We start from the raw sequence: 17,302 nt of genomic DNA, 5'->3' as shown, positions 1-17,302 counted from the left end.
AATACGTGTTCGAAATTGATCGGTTCTTGACCGTCTCGGGGCGTTGAATTCGCGGCTCCGACGGCCTACTGATCGCATCGGTCACAAAAAAAGCTCGAAATATCAGCCAGATCGTGCGACACACCGGCGCAATTGGCAGATGGCCCCACGCAAACCCCTCTACCGTGTGAGGCGTGAGCAGCAGCGGCCTCATCTACGCAGTCATTGTCGGGGCCTGGGCCGCCTACTTGGTGCCGATGTGGCTCCGTAGGCAGGACGAGCTGAACGAGGCCCGTCCGACGGAACGCTTCAGCACCGCCATCCGGCTGCTGTCCGGACGGGCGGGGATGGAGCGTCGGTACGCCAGGGACCTGCGGGCGCGCTCCGCCTCGGAGGGGGAGCAGGACGCCGGCGATCCGGACGCCGCCACCGACTCGGTGGACGTCCGGGCCTTCGCCATGCCTCCGACCCGCCGTCAGGTCCGGGCGGAGGTGGAACCGGAGGCGCCCGGACGTCAGGAACCGGCGCACGACCAGGCGGTCGCCCCGGCGGCCAAGTCCCCGTCCACGCCGCCCCGTCAGGCGGGCACCACACCCGCCTCGGCACCCGTGTCCGCCTCCACGCCCGCGCCCAAGTCGGGCTCCGCGCCCGCCCGCAAGCAGATTCCGGCCCCCCGGCGCGCACCCTCCGCGCAGGCGGCCGCGGAACGCGCCCGGCGCTCGAAGGCGCTCGCCCGCCGTCGGCGCACCACCGTCATGCTCTTCGTCGCCTTCACGCTGGGCGCGATCGTCGCCGCCGTCGGGGGGCTCGCGTTCCTGTGGGCACCGGGCGTGCCCGCCGTCATGCTCAGCGCCTACATCGCCTACCTGCGGGCACAGGAGCGCCGGCGCTTCGCCTACCAGATGGACCGGCGTCAGGCCGAGGCCGCCGCACAGCGGTTGCGGGAGCGCCAGCCGCGCCGGCGCGCGCCCCTCGACCCGGCGGGCGTCGGTGCGGACGAACCGGAGGAGGGACCAGAGACCGGAACCGATCCCGGCCTGTCCGCGCTCGCCGCCGACCGGCGCGCCCTGGTCGAGCAGACCGACCACGCCGAGTGGGTCGACCAGCAGCGCGAGCGGCAGCGGCGGCCCGGGCACGGGGACAGCTGGGACCCGGTGCCGGTGCCCCTGCCGACGTACGTGACCGCACCGGTCGCGCCGCGCGCCACCTCCGACGTGGACCTGGGAGCCCCGGACGCGTGGAGCTCGGCGCGGTCCAGTGCCGTCGCGCCGGAGCAGGAGTCCACGCCTGCGGCGCCTCAGGCCGAGGCGGAGGAGGCGGGGCCCGCCGACGACGACCAGACGGCACCGGCGGACGACCGGACCGACGCCCGCCGCGCGGCCTCCGCCCGCCGGGCACGCGAACGCGGCCGCACGCCCCTCTTCGACCAGTACGAGGACGGCGACCGCCCCCGCGCGGCCAACGAATGACCTGAGGAAGAGCGCGCGGGTCGCCTCACCACCCCGCGCCTGACCAGTCAGGGAACGGATTTCCAAGCACCCCGACGGGGATGCTAGAGTTTCATTCGTTGCAAGGGCCTGTGGCGCAGTCCGGTAGCGCACCTCGTTCGCATCGAGGGGGCCAGGGGTTCGAATCCCCTCAGGTCCACTGCACGGTGAGACCCCGCACGATCGTGAAGATCGTGCGGGGTCTTCGTCGTTCCCGGGGAGCTGTCGCGCTTCCGTATCGCACGCATCACAGTCGGCCCGGGGCACCGTGCCGGCTTCCCCGCTGGGCAGGATCGGCTGACGTTCCGTAGGGCACCGTCGCGTCCGACTCGACCGGCTGGTACGCGGCTTGGGCCGGACGGACCGAGGTGAAGGCAGCGGCGAGGTGCTCAAGGAGGGGCACTGCGCAGGGGTGGGGGTCGCGGCGCGGTGTGATCGCGTAGATCCCACGGGTCGGGGGATCGACGAGGGGCACGGTGGTGACATCGGTCCGCAGCGCGCACGTCAGCACACCGGGGATCAGCGCGATGGCGTGACCGGTTGCGACCAGGGCCAGCTTGCCGACCAGATCGGCCGCCGTGAGGTCGATGCGGGCGCTGACCCCGGCGCGGGCGGCGTGCTGGTGCAGGAGCGCCGCCGAGCCGTCGTTGTCCTCGACCCAGGTCTGGTCGGCCAGCGTCCGCATGTGCACGGGGCCGCGCCCGGCCTGGGGATGGCCGACGGGCAGTGCGACGACCATGTCGTCCAGTCCGAGGAACCGGCGTTCGACCCGCTGGTCATGGGGTAGCCCGGGCGGTGCATCGGTGACGACGGCGATGTCGAGATCGCCGGCGATCACGCGGTTGTGCAGCTGTGCGCTCAGGCCGGGGAGCAGGCTCCAGCGGATGGATCCGGTCTGCTTCAGCAAGGCCCGGACGGCCTCGGGGACGATTCCTGCGGCCAGAGAGGGCGTCGCACCGACCGCCAGCGGCCGATCGAACGTCCCGTCACGAACATCCCGTACGGCGCGAACCGCGCGGTCGGCCTCGCTGAGCGTGGCCAGAGCGTGCCGCCGGAACACCTCGCCTGCCGGTGTCGGACGCACGCCGCGCGCATGGCGCTCCATCAGCTCCACGCCGAGCTGCCGCTCCAGTCCGGCGATCTGCCGGGACACGGCCGACTGCGTGTGATTGAGCTCGGCGGCCGCCGCCGACAGCGACCCGAGCCGGCACACGGTCACGAAGGTCCGCCACACCGTCAGCTCCATGACACCAGTATCCAGCTGATATGCGAGCCGCGCAGAGAAACCTTGCGAGATCTGCGCTTGTCGCAACCATCGCCGGGCACCATCGTGGCCCGTATGACCGCACCACACACGATTGCCGTCCTCGGCCTGGGGCGCATGGGCGAGGCGATCGCGGCACGACTCGCCGCCCGGAACTGGGACGTCGTCGGCTGGACACGCTCCGGGCGCACCTCGGGCACCGTCACCACGACCCGCGACCCGAACGACGCCGTGACGAAGGCCGACCTCGTGCTCCTGGCGTTGTTCGACGGTCCGGCCTGCACGGAGGTCCTGGACGACGTCCGTGACTCGCTGCGAGCGGACACGATCGTGCTGAACACCAGCACCATCGCCCCTGCCGAGGCGTCCGGGCTGGCCCGGCGATTCGGCCCGTCCTACGTGCATGCTCCCGTGCTCGGCTCGGTGTCGGCTGCCGCCGTGGGTGCCCTGCAGATCCGCGCCGCGGCCGACCCGGACGCACTCGATCGAGTCCGGCCGGTTCTGGAGGCGCTGGGCACCGTGCGGCGCATGGACGACGCCGCCACCGCCGCCGCGCTCAAACTGATTGCCAACAACAGCCTTTCGGGCGCCGTCCTCGCACTCCGTGACTCACTGCGGCAGGCCGACGCCCTCGGCCTGCCCCGACCGCAGGTGCTGGACGTCCTCGAACTCGGCCAGCTCGGCGCTCTCGTGGCCCGCAAGCGCCCCTTCCTCGCCGGTGAGTCAGCCGCCGCCACGGCCGAGTTCACCATCGGTGCACTGGCCAAGGACATGGCACTGCTGGCCGCCGCGTCGCACATCCCCCTGCGCAGCGCGGCCGGCCTGGCCGGCACCCCTGCCGCCCCCGAGGCCGACATCGCCGTAGCCGCCACGGCACCCGCCGCTGACGGAGCCGTGCTCGAACCTCTCCACGCCTACATCCGCGGACACGCCACCGGCGACCCCACCCACTTCCGCGACGCGTTCCTGCCCACCGCCCACATCGAAGGGATCCGGGACGGCGCGTTCGTCTCGTGGCCCCTGGACCAGTACTGCGCGCTCTTCCCGGGCCGGCCGGCCCCGGACGAACCGACGCGCTCCCGCCGCATCGACGCCATCGACGTCCACGGCACCGTCGCCACCGCGACCATGACGCTCTTCCACGGCGCGGACACGTTCACCGACATCTTTCTGCTGGTCCGCGTCGACGACGGCTGGCGCATCGCCAACAAGGCCTATCACCGGCACCCTTGAGAGGGCGACGCGCCCTACAGATCGGCCGGCGGATCCGCCCGCAGGGCCTTCGCGAAGCAGCGGCTCGACTCGTAGCGGCGGTAGTAGCCGAACTTGACGCACGGTTCGTAGCCGCTGGAGGTGTACAGGGCGATGGCCTCCGGCTGCTTGGTGCCGGTCTCCAGGACCATGCGGAGGCGGCCGGCCGCGCGCGCGTCCTCCTCCAGGGCCGCGAGCATCCGGCGGGCGAGGCCGCGGCCGCGCATCGCCTCGATGACGAACATGCGCTTGAGCTCGGCGTCGCCGTCCTCGTTGCCCTCGCCGTTCGCGTCCTGGCTGCGCCAGCCGCCGGTGGCCACGGGACGGTCGGACTCGTCGTACGCGATCAGGTAGACGCCGTTCGGCGGTTCGAAGTCGGCCGTGTCGAGGACGGTGGCGTCGCCGCCGTCGCCGTAGCGCAGCTGGTACTCGGCCTGGACCTCGTCGTTCAGCTTCACGGCGTCGGGATGGGCGAAGGCAACCGGGCGTATATTCATGTGAGGCATCGTATATTCGTGCGGGCGGTGAACGCGGTGGGCATCGGGACTCCGTCCAGTGTGCCGGTATCGTGCCCTGGTGCTGACTGTGACCACGGTGAATGTGAACGGACTGCGGGCCGCCGCGAAGAAGGGCTTCGTGGAGTGGCTCGCGGAGACCTCCGCGGACGTGCTCTGCCTGCAGGAGGTGCGCGCGGAGCCGCAGCAGCTCCCGGAAGAGGTGCGCGCGCCCGGCGGGTGGCACGTGGTGCACGCCCCTGCGGCCGCCAAGGGGCGCGCGGGCGTCTCTCTGTACACCCGGCGTGAGCCGGATCGGGTGCGCGTCGGCTTCGGCTCGGACGAGTTCGACGCGAGCGGGCGCTACGTCGAGGCCGACCTGCCCGGTGTCACCGTCGCCTCCCTCTATCTCCCCTCCGGCGAGGTGGGCACCGAGCGGCAGGACGAGAAGTACCGGTTCATGGGCGAGTTCCTCGCCCACCTGAAGGATCTGCGCGAACGGGCCGCCGCCGACGGACGCGAGGTCGTCGTCTGCGGCGACTGGAACATCGCCCACCGGCAGGCCGACCTGAAGAACTGGCGCGGCAACACCAAGAACTCCGGCTTCCTCCCGGAGGAGCGGGAGTGGCTCGGCAACGTCCTGGACCCGGCCGACGGCGGGTACGTCGACGTCGTGCGTGCGCTGCATCCGGAGGTCGAGGGACCGTACACCTGGTGGTCGTACCGGGGGCGGGCTTTCGACAACGATTCGGGATGGCGCATCGACTACCAGGTGGCCACGCCCGGGCTCGCCGGCAAGGCGGTCAAGGGGCTCGTGGAGCGGGCGGCCACGCATGCCGAGCGGTGGTCCGACCATGCGCCGGTCACCGTCGTGTACGACCTCTGATCCGCTTTCTCTGATCCGCGGCCTCTGATCTACGGCCTCTGATCATCACGGCCCCTTGCGCAGCCTGCGGTCCAGCGCCAGTGACACCTCCGCCTCCACCACGCTGCGGGCCAGCGGTCGCAGGCGTTCCATGTCCTCCTCGGGGCCGTGGCGCAGGACGAGGACGGCGAAGAGTTCGGCGAGGGCGTCGGCGTGTTCGCGGACGCTGCGGCCGGCCGCGAGGACCTCGGCGAGCGGGAAGCCCTCGCGGACCAGGGCCTCGGAGGCGTCCAGCAGGCGGCGGCTGATGTGGACGATGTCGTCGCCGTCGGTGCCGAGGTAGCCGAGGTCCATGGCGGCGGCGAGGTTCTCCGGGGTGACCTCGCCCTCGAAGCGGGCGGCGAGCTCCTCGGGGGTCAGGCGGACCGGCTCCTCCTCGGTGGGGGTGTCGATGCCGAGGAGTTCGGCGACGTCCTTGCCGTGGTCGAGGGCCTCCGCCAGCTCGGCGATGCCGTTCAGGGTGTGGCCGCGTTCCAGGAGCGCCGAGATCGTGCGCAGCCGGGCCAGGTGGTGGTCGTCGTACCAGGCGATACGGCCCTCGCGGCGGGGTGGCCGGATCAGCTTGCGCTCGCGGTAGAAGCGCAGGGTGCGCACGGTGATGCCGGCCAGTGCGGCCAGTTCCTCCATGCGGTACTCGCGCCCGCCGCCCTGGGCGGAGGCCGTGGAGGTTGTTCGTCCGCCGTCGTCCGTCACGTGCGCAGCCTATGTTGTACCGCCGGTAACTTTCCTCCGTCCGGCCCCTACCCATCAGTACGGAGCTGCTCTACAGTCCAACCGTGCCAGTGTTCACTGGCGTAATCACGGGCGAGGTGTGGAGGCTCCGGGATGGCCCAGCACGAGCATGTACGGGTGGCGGTGATCGGGTCCGGGTTCGGCGGGCTGGGCGCGGCCGTGCGGTTGCGCAGGGAGGGGATCACCGACTTCGTGGTCCTGGAGCGGGCCGGCAGCGTCGGCGGTACCTGGCGGGACAACAGCTACCCGGGGTGCGCCTGCGACGTGCCCTCCCACCTGTACTCCTTCTCCTTCGCGCCCAACCCCGACTGGCCGCGCACCTTCTCCGGGCAGGAGCACATCCGCGCCTATCTGGAGCACGTCGCCGACGTGTTCGGGCTCCGGCCCCACCTCCGCTTCGACGCCGAGGTGAAGAGGATGGCCTGGGACGCGGAGGCGCTGCGCTGGGAGATCGAGACCGCCGCCGGCGCCTTCTCCGCCGACGTCGTCGTCTCCGCCACCGGACCGCTGTCCGACCCGAAGACCCCCGAGATCCCTGGGCTGGACTCGTTCCCGGGCAAGGTCTTCCACTCGGCCCGCTGGGACCACGACTACGACCTGCGCGGCAAGCGGGTCGCCATGGTCGGCACCGGTGCCTCCGCGATCCAGATCGTGCCCGCCGTCCAGCCCGAGGTCGCCCACCTCACCCTCTTCCAGCGCACCCCGCCGTGGGTGATGCCCCGCGTCGACCGGGCCATCAGCGCCGCCGAGCGCCGGCTGCACCGGGCGCTGCCCTTCACCACCCAGGCCCGGCGCGGCCTCCTGTGGGGCATCCGGGAACTGCAGGTCCAGGCGTTCACCAAGCGGCCCGACGAACTCGGCCTGGTGGAGAGCCTCGCCAAGCGCAACATGGCCCGCGCGATCAAGGACCCGGCGCTGCGCGCCAAGCTCACCCCGGACTACCGCATCGGCTGCAAGCGGATCCTGCTCTCCAGCACCTACTATCCGGCGCTGGCCCGGCGGAACGTGGACGTGGTGGCGAGCGGGCTCAGCGAGGTCCGCGGGTCGACGGTGGTCGCCGCCGACGGCAGCAGCGCCGAGGTCGACGCGATCATCTTCGGCACCGGCTTCCACGTCACCGACATGCCCATCGCCGAGCGGGTCGTCGGCGCCGACGGGCGGACCCTCGCGGAGGCCTGGAAGGGTGGCATGGAGGCGCTGCGCGGTGCCTCGGCCGCCGGGTTCCCCAACTGGATGACGATCATCGGGCCCAACACCGGTCTCGGGAACTCCTCCATGATCCTCATGATCGAGTCCCAGCTGAACTACATGGCCGACTATCTGCGCCAGCTCCGCGTCCTCGGCGGGCGCGCGGCCCTGGACGCGCGCCCCGGTGCCGTGGCCGCCTGGAACCACAAGGTCCAGGAGCGCATGAAGCGGACCGTCTGGAACACCGGCGGCTGCACCAGCTGGTACCTCGACGCGAGCGGCCGCAACACCACCATCTGGCCCGGTACGACCACCGAGTTCCGGCGCGCGACCCAGCGGGTGGACCTCGCGGAGTACGACGTGATCCGCGCGCCCCTGCCGAACGGCACCGGTGGCGAGAAGGTCGCGGACGCGGAGGTGAGCGCGTGAGCCGGCTCACCCACGTGATCACCGGGCCGTACGCGCCCCCCGCCCCGGCACGCGAACTCACCGTCGTCTCCGCCGACGGCGCCCGCCTGCACGTCGAGGTGCACGGCCCCGAGGACGCGCCCCCCGTCGTCCTCGCCCACGGCTGGACCTGCTCGACCGCCTTCTGGGCGGCGCAGACGCGGGAACTGGCCGTCGACCACCGGGTGATCGCGTACGACCAGAGGGGGCACGGACGCAGTCCCGCGAGCCCCGCGTGCACCACCCAGGCGCTGGCGGACGACCTCGAAGCGGTGCTCACGCAGACCCTTGCGCGCGGGGAACGTGCCGTGATCGTCGGGCATTCCATGGGCGGCATGACCGTCATGGCCGCCTCGGCGCGTCCCCGCTTCCGTGAGCACGCCGCCGCCGTCCTGCTGTGCAGCACGGGCAGTTCGCGGCTGGTCGCCGAGTCGCGCGTCCTGCCGTTGCGCGCCGGTAGCCTGCGCACCTGGCTGACGGCGCGGGTTCTCGCCTCGCGCGCCCCGCTCGGACCCGTCACGCTCCTCGCGCGGCGCATTCTCAAGTACGCGACCATGGGTCCGGGTTCCGCCCCGCACATGGTCGAGGCGTGCGCACGGATCGTGCACGCCTGCCCGCGCGCCGTGCGCCACACCTGGGCGCGCGTTCTCGCGCAGCTCGATCTCGACCACGGCGTACGGGAGTTGCGCGCGCCCACCGCGGTCGTCACCGGCACGGCCGACCGGCTCACGCCCCCGGTGCACGCCCGCGCGCTGATCGCCGCGCTGCCGCACCCCCTCGGCCTCACCGAACTGCCGGGCATGGGCCACATGACCCCGGTCGAGGCACCGGAACTGGTCAACGGAAAGATCCGGGAACTGGTCACCGCGTATGTGACCGGCGCCCCTGAGGAAGCCGGCGCCGACGGGCCCGAGCGGATCAAGGAGAGCTCATGAGCAGGGTCGGTCTCGAAGGACAGGTCGCCGTCGTCACCGGAGCGGCGCGCGGTGTCGGCGAGTTGCTCGCCCGCAAGCTCTCCGCGCGCGGGGCGACGGTCGCGCTGGTCGGGCTGGAGGAGGAGGCACTCAAGGAGGTCTCCGGCAGGCTGCACGGCGACAGCGCGTACTGGTACGCCGACGTCACCGACCACGAGGCGATGAGCCGGGTCGCGCGGGAGGTCAAGGAGCGGTTCGGGAAGGTCGACATCGTGGTGGCCAACGCCGGGGTGGCGAACGGCGGTCCGTTCGCCGACTCCGACCCCGGTGCCTGGCGGCGGGTGATAGAGGTCAACCTGATCGGCTCGGCGGTGACGGGGCGGGCGTTCCTGCCGGTCCTCACGGAGAGCCGCGGCTATCTGCTGCAGATCGCGTCGCTGGCCGCGATCACGCCGGCGCCGATGATGACGGCGTACTGCGCGTCCAAGGCGGGCGTCGAGGCGTATGCGCACAGTCTGCGCGCCGAGGTCGGCCACCAGGGTGTGCGGGTCGGGGTCGGGTACCTGTCCTGGACGGACACCGACATGGTGCGCGGCGCCGACCAGGACGAGGTGATGCGGGAGTTGCGGCAGCGGCTGCCGTGGCCGGCGAACAAGACGTACCCGCTGGGTCCGGCCGTGGACCGGATCGTGGCCGGCATCGAGCGGCGCTCGGCACACGTGTACGGACAGCGGTGGCTGCGGGGGATGCAGGGCGTGCGCGGGTACCTGCCGGCGCTGATCGGCACGGTCGGGCAGCGGGAGATGAAGCGGTTCGCGCCCCGGTTGCAGGGCATGCGTACGGGGCTCGTCGGTGCAGGTGGGGCGGCCGACGAGGAGGCGCGGGCTACGCACCGTAATTGATCGAAATGCGCGCGTAGTCGGCCCGTGTGAATCTGGTCGAGGCCCCACTGAGGGCCGATCCCCTCACCCTCCACGGGAGTGAACCCACATGGGTATGAAGGACAAGGCCGGCAAGACGCAGGGACAGGCCAAGCAGAAGATGCACGAAGGCCAGCAGCAGGCGCAGCAGCGCGGCCAGCAGGCGCAGGAGCGTGGCCAGCAGGCCCAGCAGCGTGGCCAGCAGGCCGCCCAGCACACCCAGCAGCGGGGCCAGCAGGCGCAGGAGCGCGGCCGGCAGACGACTGAGCGCGGTCGTCAGAACATGGACGACACCGAGCAGGAGATGCAGGACCGGTTCGACCAGGACTACGACGCGTAGTCGTTGCACTTGGCTTGGCCGATAAGCGTGGGGCGCCCTTCGTTTTGGAGGGCGCCCTGCGTTTTGTTTTTTTGGGGGGTGGCGGTTGGGGGACGGGTGCGGGGCGGTAGGGGCTTGTCGCGCAGTCCCCCGCGCCCCTGACGGGGCGCTCATGCTGACGGGGTGTTCAAGGGGCCGTCGGCCTCGGGGGAAGCTTCGGGCGGGATCTGTTCGGGACCTCGCTGTGGTCGGGCGGGACCGCTGCCGGGTGGTCGGTGAGAAGGTCCAGGGCGAGTTGGATCGCGTCGTCCATCTCGACGTGGCGGCCCTCCGCCCAGTCCATCGGGGTGCGCAGGACCTCCAGGTCGGGGGCGACGCCGTGGTTCTCGACGGACCAGCCGTAGTCCTCGAACCAGGCCGCGTTCATCGGAACCGTGATCACCGTGCCGTCGCCCAGGCGGTGCCGGCCGGTCATGCCGACAACTCCGCCCCAGGTACGCTGCCCGACGACCGGGCCGAGCTTCAGCAGCTTGATCGCGGCCGTGATCATGTCGCCGTCGGAGGAGGTGGCCTCGTCGGTGAGCGCGACGATCGGGCCGCGCGGGGCGTTGGAGGCGTACGACACCGGCTGGGCGTTCCTCGTCAGGTCCCAGCCGAGGATGGTCCGGGTGAGCTTCTCCACGACGAGTTCGCTGATGTGGCCGCCCGCGTTGCCGCGCACGTCGACGATGAGCGCCGGGCGGGAGACCTCCATCCGCAGATCGCGGTTGAACTGGGCCCAGCCCGAGCCGCCCATGTCGGGGATGTGCAGGTAGCCGCACTTGCCGCCGCTCATCTCCCGGACCACCTCACGGCGTTTGGCCACCCAGTCCTGGTAGCGCAGCGGCCGTTCGTCGATCAGCGGGAGGACGGCGACCCGCCGCGGCGGCCCCGACTCGCCCTCGCCCGGGGTGAACGTCAGCTCCACCGTCGTGGCCCCGGCTCCCGCGAGCAGCGGGAACGGCCCGGTCGCCGGGTCCACCGGTCTGCCGTCGATGTGGGTGAGGACCGCGCCCTCCCGGATGCCGGTGCCGGCCAGCGGGGAACGCGCCTTGGAGTCGGAGGAGTCGCCGGGCAGGATCCGCTTGACCGTCCAGCCGCCGTCCCGGCGTACGAGGTTGGCGCCGAGCAGGCCCTGGAAACGCTGGTAGTGCGGCGGGCCCTCGTTGCGGCGGGCCGGGGTGACGTAGGCGTGCGAGGTGCCCAGCTCGCCGAGGACCTCGCGGAGGAGGTCGGCGAAGTCGTCGGGGGACGCCACACGTTCGACCAGGGGCCGGTACTGGTCGAGCACCCCGTCCCAGTCGATGCCGCACATCCCGGGGTCCCAGAAGTAGTCCCGGATGAGGCGGCCGGCCTCGGCGTACGACTGGCGCCACTCGGCGGGCGGGTCGACCTCGTGCAGGATGCGGCGCAGGTCGATCCAGACGGTGGTGTCGCCGTCGCCGGACTCGGTCGACGGCACGGCCCGCAGCTCGCCCTCGTCGACCACGACCAGCCGGCTGCCGTCGCCGCTGACCGTGAACCAGTCGAGGTGGTCCACGAGTTCGGACTTCTTCGCCTTGCTGATGTTGAAGTACTCCAGGGTCGGCCGCCCGCTGGTGTCGGCCGGGTTGACGAAGGTCTCGCCCAGCGCGCCCGAGATCGGCCAGCGCAGCCAGACCAGACCGCCGCCCGCGACCGGGTACAGCGCCGAGTACTTGGAGGCGGTGACCGGGAACGGTGTCACACGGCTCTCCAGCCCCTCCACCTCGACCGTCACCGCGCTGCCGTCGCCGGGCTCTTCCTCGTCCTCGACGGGGTCCAGGCCTCCGGCGGCCGGCCGCCCGTCCGGGTTGAGGGCGAACGGGGAGGGGGTCGCCGAGGAGAGCGGGACCAGGTAGGGGCGGCAGCCGAGCGGGAACGACAGGTCGCCGGTGTGGACGTCGTACACCGGGTCGAAGCCGCGCCAGGAGAGGAAGGCGAGGTAGCGGCCGTCGCGGGTGAAGACCGGGTTCTCGTCCTCGAAGCGGCCGTTGGTGACGTCGATGACGAGCCGGTCGCTGATGCGGGCCATCTTGATCTGCCGCAGCGAACGGCCGATGCCCGGATGCGACCAGGTCAACCATGACCCGTCCGGTGAGAAAGCCAGATCACGGACCGGTCCATTGACCGACTGGATCAACTCGGTGACCACGTCGTCGGAGCCCGCACCGTCAACAGAATCAATGTCGGCAGGCTCGGCGCCATCAACCTGGTCAATGCCGTCAACGGAATCAACAGACTCAACGGAATCGGCAGAATCGGCAGAATCAACGGAGTCGACGGAATCCTCGACGACCTCGACCTCCTCGGTCACGTCGATGAGCAGCAGGCGGCCGTCGTGTGCCGCCACCGCCAGCCGCTCGCCCAGTGGGTCCGAGACCAGTTCGAGCACCCGGCCCAGCTTCCCGCAGGCAAGGCGGCGCGGTGGGCGGTCGCCGGTCGCCCGGGGCAGGTGGGCGATCTCGACGGCGTCCTCGCCGCCGGCGTCCGTGACGTACGCGATCTGCCCGGTCGAGCCGAGCATCTCCGGGAGCCGTACCCGTACCCCGGGGGTGTCGGCGATGGTGCGGGCCGGTCCGTCGCGGTGGGTGAGCCAGTACAGGCCGCCGCGTACGACGACGGCGCTGGCCCGGCCCGTCTCGTCGACCGAGACGCCGTCGACGTGCTGGGCAGCCGGCACCTGGTAGGGGCGGCGCCCCGCCCGGGGCCCGGAGAGGCGTACGTCGAGCCGGCGCGGTGCCGCGTCCGGGCCGAGGTCGTCGACGAGCCAGAGGTCACCCGCGCACTGGTACACGACCCTGGTTCCGTCGCTGGCGGCGTGCCGGGCGTAGAAGGCGTCGTGGTCGGTGTGCCGGCGCAGGTCGGTGCCGTCGTAGGCGCAGGAGTAGAGGTTGCCGACGCCCTCGTGGTCGGAGAGGAAGGCGATCCGGCCGCCGACGAACATCGGGGAGTCCAGGTGGCCGCCGATGCCGTCGAGCAACCGCTGCCCGTGCAGCCACAGCCGGCCCATGGCGCCGCCCCGGTAGCGCTTCCAGCCGGCCGGTTCGTGCGGCGGGGTGCCGGTGAGCAGCAGAGTCCTGCGTTCGTCGGCGATGTCGGCGACCTGGATGTCGGCGACCGGCCCCCAGGGCAGCTTGCGGCCCGGGTCGCCGTCGGGGGAGACCTTGTAGGCCCAGGTGAAATAGGAGAAGGGCTGGCCGTGCGAGGCGACCGCCAGGATGTCCGCCGTGCCCTCCCTGTCGGGGGGTGTCCAGCCGCACACCTGGGTGTCGGCGCTGCCCCAGTACGTCAGCTGCCGGCCGGGGCCGCCGTCGATGTCGACCAGGTGGATCTCGGGTACCAGGCTCCGCCAGCTCGTGTACGCGATCCGGCGGCCGTCAGGCGAGAAGCGCGGGTGGCCGATCTTGGTGCGGTCGACGGTGAGCCGCCAGGCGCGGCCCGGGGCGTCGAGCGAGGTCAGCCAGAGGTCGTCCTCGGCCACGAAGCACAACAGGTCGCCGCTGAGATGCGGCAGGCGCAGATAGCTCACCCCCCCATGCTTTTCCGGGGGCGGAGGGGCGGCAACTCGTGGGAATGCACGGATTTCTCACCCACGTGAGACAGCACACGTACGAAACGGTTTCGTTTCTGTAGATCGCAGGGTATCTTCGAGGTGTAAGCACGAAGGTGACGATGGAGCAGCGAAGGGTGAGTGGCATGACTGAGGTCGCAACGGCGCGTCGCAGTCGCATCACGCCCGAGCGTGAGGCCGAGCTGTACGAGGCCGTGCTCGACCTGCTCCGCGAGGTCGGTTACGACGCCCTCACCATGGACGCCGTCGCCGCCCGCACCAAGTCCAGCAAGGCCACCCTCTACCGCCAGTGGGGCGGGAAGGCCGAGTTGGTGGCCAGGGCGGTCCGGTACCAAAAGCCGGGGGCCGCGATCGACGAGATTGACACCGGGTCGCTCCGCGGCGACCTGCACGCCATGACGCTGCGCTCCGATGACTGCGAGATGGAACAGAGCTCCGCGCTGATGCGGGGGCTCGCCATGGCGATCCACGGCAACCCGGATCTCCTGCAGGCGTTCAAGGAGCACCTGATCGAGCCTGAGATGGCCGGTTTCCGGACCGTGCTGCAGCGAGCGATCGACCGCGGCGAGATCCGTGCGGACAACCCGGCGATCGATTTCCTGATGCACATGATGATCGGTGGATTCGCCGCCCGCTCGCTGATCGACGAGCAGCCGCCCACCCAGACCTTCCTGCTGTCGTACATCGACGCCGTGGTGCTTCCCGCCCTCGGCGCACCCACCTGCTGACCCATCCCCGCAGCCAGCCCACCTGACGTCTCCGCTCACGTCGTCGGGCCGATCACCCCTGCCACCCACCGGGTTGATCACCCCTGCCCCGAAAACCCCACGACCTGACCGGGAGTACGCCCTCGTGGCCACGTTCCTCTACAAACTGGGCCGGTTCGCCTTTCGGCGACGGCACTACGTCGCCCTCATATGGGTGGCGCTGCTGACCCTCGCCGGCGTCGCCGCCGCCTCCGCGCCCGCGGCCGGCTCCAGCTCGTTCTCGATCCCCGGCACCGAGGCCCAGAAGGCCTTCGACCTGCTGGACCAGCGCTTCCCCGGCTCCAGCTCCGACGGCGCCACCGCGCGCGTGGTCTTCAAGGCGCCGGCCGGCGAGAAGGTGACGGACAAGCTCAACAAGGCCACCGTCAAGAAGACCGTGAAGGAACTGGCCGACGGCTCGGAGGTCACCTCCGTCACCGACCCCTACAAGCAGCACGCCGTCAGCAAGGACGGCACGGTCGCCTACGCCTCGGTGCGCTACGACGTCTCCGGCACGGAGCTCAAGGACTCCTCCCGCGACGCGCTGGAGGCGGCCGGGCACGACGCCCAGAAGGCCGGGCTGACCGTCGAGGTCGGCGGTGACGCGCTCCAGGCCGGGGCCGAGGCGGGAGGCGCCGGTGAGGCCATCGGTCTCGCCATCGCCGCCGTCGTGCTCGTCATCACCCTGGGCTCACTGGTCGCGGCCGGACTGCCGCTGCTGACGGCGATCATCGGCGTCGGCATCGGCGTCTCCACCATCACCGCCCTCGCCAAGGCACTCGACCTCGGCGACACCACGTCCACACTGGCGCTGATGATCGGTCTCGCGGTCGGCATCGACTACGCACTGTTCATCGTCTCCCGCTACCGCGGCGAGCTGGCCGAGGGCCGCGACCGTGAGGAGGCGGTCGGCCGGGCCGTCGGTACGGCAGGCTCGGCGGTGGTCTTCGCGGGCCTCACGGTCGTGATCGCGCTCGCGGGTCTCTCGGTCGTCGGCGTGCCGATGCTGACGAAGATGGGCCTCGCGGCGGCGGGCACGGTCGTGGTCTCCGTCCTCATCGCGCTCACCATGATCCCGGCGATGCTCGGCTACGCGGGCCGGCGGGTCAGGGCCGTGGGCGAGAAGCGCCGGACGCACGCCCATGCCGGCCGGCAGGACAAGCCCGGCCTGGGCGCCCGCTGGGCGAGCTTCGTGGTCCGCCGCCCGGCGGCCGTGCTGCTGCTCGGCGTGGTCGGACTGGGCGCGATCGCCCTCCCGGCCACCCAGCTCGAACTGGGCCTGCCCGACGACGGCTCGCAGCCCACGTCCACGACCCAGCGCCGGGCGTACGACCTGCTGTCGGAGGGCTTCGGTCCCGGCTTCAACGGGCCCCTCATGATCGTGGTCGACGCCAAGGGAAGTGACGCCCCCAAGGCCGCGGCCACCAAGGTGGCCGACGACATCAAGGGCCTCAAGGACGTCGTGACGGTGACCCCGGCGGCGTTCAACAAGGCCGGCGACACCGCGACGATCACGGTGATCCCGGACTCCAAGCCGTCCTCGGTGCAGACCGAGGACCTGGTGCACGCCATCCGCGACCAGGGCGCCGACGTCAAGGCCGACACCGGCGCGCAGGTCCTGGTCACCGGCACCACCGCGATGAACATCGACTTCTCGCAGAAGCTCAACGACGCGCTGATCCCGTACCTGGCGCTGGTGGTCGGCCTGGCCTTCCTCCTCCTGATCGCGGTCTTCCGCTCCATCCTGGTCCCGCTGAAGGCGGCCCTCGGCTTCCTGCTCAGCGTGCTCGCCGCGCTCGGCGCCGTCGTCGCGGTCTTCCAGTGGGGCTGGCTCGGCGGTCTGCTCGGCGTCGAGCAGACCGGCCCGATCATGTCGATGATGCCGATCTTCATGGTGGGCGTGGTCTTCGGTCTCGCCATGGACTACGAGGTGTTCCTCGTGACCCGGATGCGGGAGGCGTACGTCCACGGCGAGACGCCCGGCCAGGCCGTGGTGACCGGCTTCCGGCACAGTGCGCGGGTCGTGGCCGCCGCCGCGATCATCATGATGTCCGTCTTCAGCGGCTTCATCACCTCCAGCGAGTCCATGATCAAGATGATCGGCTTCGGTCTCGCCATCGCCGTCTTCTTCGACGCGTTCATCGTCCGCATGGCGATCGTCCCGGCGGTGCTCGCCCTGCTCGGCAAGCGCGCCTGGTGGCTGCCGAAGTGGCTGGACCGGGCGCTGCCCAACGTCGACGTCGAGGGCGAGGGCCTGCGTGCCCTGTCCGACAAGGACGCCGGGACCGGCAAGGACGACGAGGACCGGGAGCTCGTACGCGCCTGACGTACGGCTCGTGACAGACCGCCGGTGAGGGTCCGTGGGGACGGGGCGCCCTCACCGGCTTCCTCGTGCCCGGGCCCCTCGACACACTGTCGACCACTCTTAACCACTCGCCGTCACTTCCCCGGCTTGGCTAGCGTGCCCCCATGACGACGACAGCCGCCACCGACGCCGATGCCCAGGGCTCCGGTGCCCATCCTCGTTTCGCCGCCGCCCTGGAGGAGCTGGGCCTCGGGGAGCTGACCTCGCGGGTCCGGCGGTTCCCGGACGCGACCCGTACCGCGGCCGAGGCCGCCGCCGCGGTCGGGTGCGAGCTCAGCGAGATCTGCAAGTCGCTGATCTTCGCGGCCGACGGGGTGCCGGTGCTGGTGCTGATGGACGGCGGCTCCCGGGTCGACGTGGAACTGGTCCGCAAGGAACTCGGCGCCGGGAAGGTGACCCGGGCCAAGGCGGACGTCGTACGCGAGACGACCGGGTACGCCATCGGCGGCGTGCCGCCCTTCGGGCACCGTACGCGCACGCGTGTGCTCGCCGACCGGGCGCTGCTGCGGCACGACGTGGTGTGGGCCGCCGCCGGCACCCCCCACGCCGTCTTCCCGATCGCGCCCGCCGCCCTGGTCGAACATGCCGGCGCCACCGTCGTGGACGTGCGCGAGCCCATCGGGTGACCCCGGCGGTCGCC

14 protein-coding genes and 1 tRNA gene are annotated in these 17,302 nt (G+C 71.5%); 11 read left to right on the top strand and 4 right to left on the bottom strand.

Features of this window, described 5'->3' with window-relative positions:
• Positions 1-173 precede the first annotated feature (173 nt).
• Both sepX and ABT137_RS20440 read left to right on the top strand, forming a co-directional pair.
• Complete coding sequence (gene sepX / locus ABT137_RS20445) at positions 174-1,448, top strand: divisome protein SepX/GlpR (protein ID WP_351710756.1); 1,275 nt, start codon at positions 174-176, stop codon at positions 1,446-1,448.
• Positions 1,449-1,552: 104 nt separating this feature from the next.
• A tRNA-Ala gene (locus tag ABT137_RS20440) sits at positions 1,553-1,626 on the top strand.
• A gap of 87 nt (positions 1,627-1,713) precedes the next feature.
• Here the strand turns inward: ABT137_RS20440 and ABT137_RS20435 are convergent.
• Positions 1,714-2,712 carry a LysR family transcriptional regulator gene (locus tag ABT137_RS20435; protein WP_351710754.1) on the bottom strand — a complete coding sequence of 333 codons (999 nt, stop codon included), beginning with the start codon at positions 2,710-2,712 and terminating at the stop codon, positions 1,714-1,716.
• Between the two features lie 93 nt (positions 2,713-2,805).
• Between ABT137_RS20435 and ABT137_RS20430 the strand changes: the two genes are divergently transcribed.
• On the top strand, positions 2,806-3,963 hold the full coding sequence (locus ABT137_RS20430; protein WP_351710752.1) for a nuclear transport factor 2 family protein: 1,158 nt from the start codon (positions 2,806-2,808) through the stop codon (positions 3,961-3,963).
• Between the two features lie 14 nt (positions 3,964-3,977).
• Here the strand turns inward: ABT137_RS20430 and ABT137_RS20425 are convergent, their stop codons facing one another.
• Entirely contained in the window at positions 3,978-4,478 is a 501-nt protein-coding gene (locus tag ABT137_RS20425; RefSeq protein ID WP_351710750.1) for a GNAT family N-acetyltransferase, read from the bottom strand.
• Between the two features lie 79 nt (positions 4,479-4,557).
• Between ABT137_RS20425 and ABT137_RS20420 the strand changes: the two genes are divergently transcribed.
• Positions 4,558-5,361 (top strand): exodeoxyribonuclease III, encoded by an 804-nt coding sequence (locus tag ABT137_RS20420; protein ID WP_351710748.1) that lies wholly within the window; start codon positions 4,558-4,560, stop codon positions 5,359-5,361.
• A gap of 45 nt (positions 5,362-5,406) precedes the next feature.
• Here ABT137_RS20420 and ABT137_RS20415 read toward each other — a convergent pair whose 3' ends face one another.
• The gene (locus ABT137_RS20415; RefSeq protein ID WP_351710960.1) at positions 5,407-6,027 is read right to left on the bottom strand and encodes a MerR family transcriptional regulator; all 621 of its coding nucleotides are present in this window, start codon (positions 6,025-6,027) and stop codon (positions 5,407-5,409) included.
• Between the two features lie 198 nt (positions 6,028-6,225).
• Here ABT137_RS20415 and ABT137_RS20410 point away from each other — a divergent pair, with 198 nt between their 5' ends.
• From ABT137_RS20410 to ABT137_RS20395, 4 genes are all read left to right on the top strand, one after another.
• Positions 6,226-7,749, top strand: coding sequence for a flavin-containing monooxygenase (locus tag ABT137_RS20410; RefSeq protein ID WP_351710746.1), 1,524 nt, complete (start codon positions 6,226-6,228; stop codon positions 7,747-7,749).
• Positions 7,746-8,702, top strand: coding sequence for an alpha/beta fold hydrolase (locus ABT137_RS20405; protein WP_351710744.1), 957 nt, complete (start codon positions 7,746-7,748; stop codon positions 8,700-8,702). Before ABT137_RS20410 ends, ABT137_RS20405 begins: the two co-directional genes overlap by 4 nt.
• Complete coding sequence (locus ABT137_RS20400) at positions 8,699-9,583, top strand: SDR family oxidoreductase (RefSeq protein WP_351710742.1); 885 nt, start codon at positions 8,699-8,701, stop codon at positions 9,581-9,583. The genes ABT137_RS20405 and ABT137_RS20400 overlap by 4 nt, the downstream gene beginning before the upstream one ends.
• Positions 9,584-9,671: 88 nt before the next feature.
• Complete coding sequence (locus tag ABT137_RS20395; protein WP_351710740.1) at positions 9,672-9,941, top strand: hypothetical protein; 270 nt, start codon at positions 9,672-9,674, stop codon at positions 9,939-9,941.
• 166 nt (positions 9,942-10,107) lie between these two features.
• Here ABT137_RS20395 and ABT137_RS20390 read toward each other — a convergent pair whose 3' ends face one another.
• Positions 10,108-13,509 (bottom strand): S41 family peptidase, encoded by a 3,402-nt coding sequence (locus tag ABT137_RS20390; protein WP_351710738.1) that lies wholly within the window; start codon positions 13,507-13,509, stop codon positions 10,108-10,110.
• Between the two features lie 167 nt (positions 13,510-13,676).
• Here ABT137_RS20390 and ABT137_RS20385 point away from each other — a divergent pair, with 167 nt between their 5' ends.
• From ABT137_RS20385 to ABT137_RS20375, 3 genes are all read left to right on the top strand, one after another.
• The gene (locus ABT137_RS20385; protein ID WP_351710736.1) at positions 13,677-14,279 is read left to right on the top strand and encodes a TetR/AcrR family transcriptional regulator; all 603 of its coding nucleotides are present in this window, start codon (positions 13,677-13,679) and stop codon (positions 14,277-14,279) included.
• A 124-nt stretch (positions 14,280-14,403) separates the two neighbouring features.
• Positions 14,404-16,623 (top strand): MMPL family transporter, encoded by a 2,220-nt coding sequence (locus ABT137_RS20380; protein WP_351710734.1) that lies wholly within the window; start codon positions 14,404-14,406, stop codon positions 16,621-16,623.
• Between the two features lie 143 nt (positions 16,624-16,766).
• Positions 16,767-17,288, top strand: coding sequence for a YbaK/EbsC family protein (locus ABT137_RS20375; RefSeq protein ID WP_351710732.1), 522 nt, complete (start codon positions 16,767-16,769; stop codon positions 17,286-17,288).
• Positions 17,289-17,302: the final 14 nt, after the last annotated feature.

The sequence above is a fragment of the Streptomyces sp. NPDC001980 genome (assembly GCF_040296885.1).
Taxonomy (GTDB): domain Bacteria; phylum Actinomycetota; class Actinomycetes; order Streptomycetales; family Streptomycetaceae; genus Streptomyces.
Note: the sequence above shows the minus strand (reverse complement) of the source record. Positions and strands in the feature narration are given on the sequence as shown.

Coding starts and splice junctions, on each gene's coding strand:
- ABT137_RS20435 (WP_351710754.1), bottom strand. CDS start 2,712: ATGGAGCTGACGGTGTGGCGGACCTTCGTGACCGTGTGCCGGCTCGGG.
- ABT137_RS20410 (WP_351710746.1), top strand. CDS start 6,226: ATGGCCCAGCACGAGCATGTACGGGTGGCGGTGATCGGGTCCGGGTTC.
- ABT137_RS20395 (WP_351710740.1), top strand. CDS start 9,672: ATGGGTATGAAGGACAAGGCCGGCAAGACGCAGGGACAGGCCAAGCAG.
- ABT137_RS20415 (WP_351710960.1), bottom strand. CDS start 6,027: ATGGAGGAACTGGCCGCACTGGCCGGCATCACCGTGCGCACCCTGCGC.
- ABT137_RS20430 (WP_351710752.1), top strand. CDS start 2,806: ATGACCGCACCACACACGATTGCCGTCCTCGGCCTGGGGCGCATGGGC.
- ABT137_RS20375 (WP_351710732.1), top strand. CDS start 16,767: ATGACGACGACAGCCGCCACCGACGCCGATGCCCAGGGCTCCGGTGCC.
- ABT137_RS20400 (WP_351710742.1), top strand. CDS start 8,699: ATGAGCAGGGTCGGTCTCGAAGGACAGGTCGCCGTCGTCACCGGAGCG.
- ABT137_RS20385 (WP_351710736.1), top strand. CDS start 13,677: ATGACTGAGGTCGCAACGGCGCGTCGCAGTCGCATCACGCCCGAGCGT.
- ABT137_RS20425 (WP_351710750.1), bottom strand. CDS start 4,478: ATGAATATACGCCCGGTTGCCTTCGCCCATCCCGACGCCGTGAAGCTG.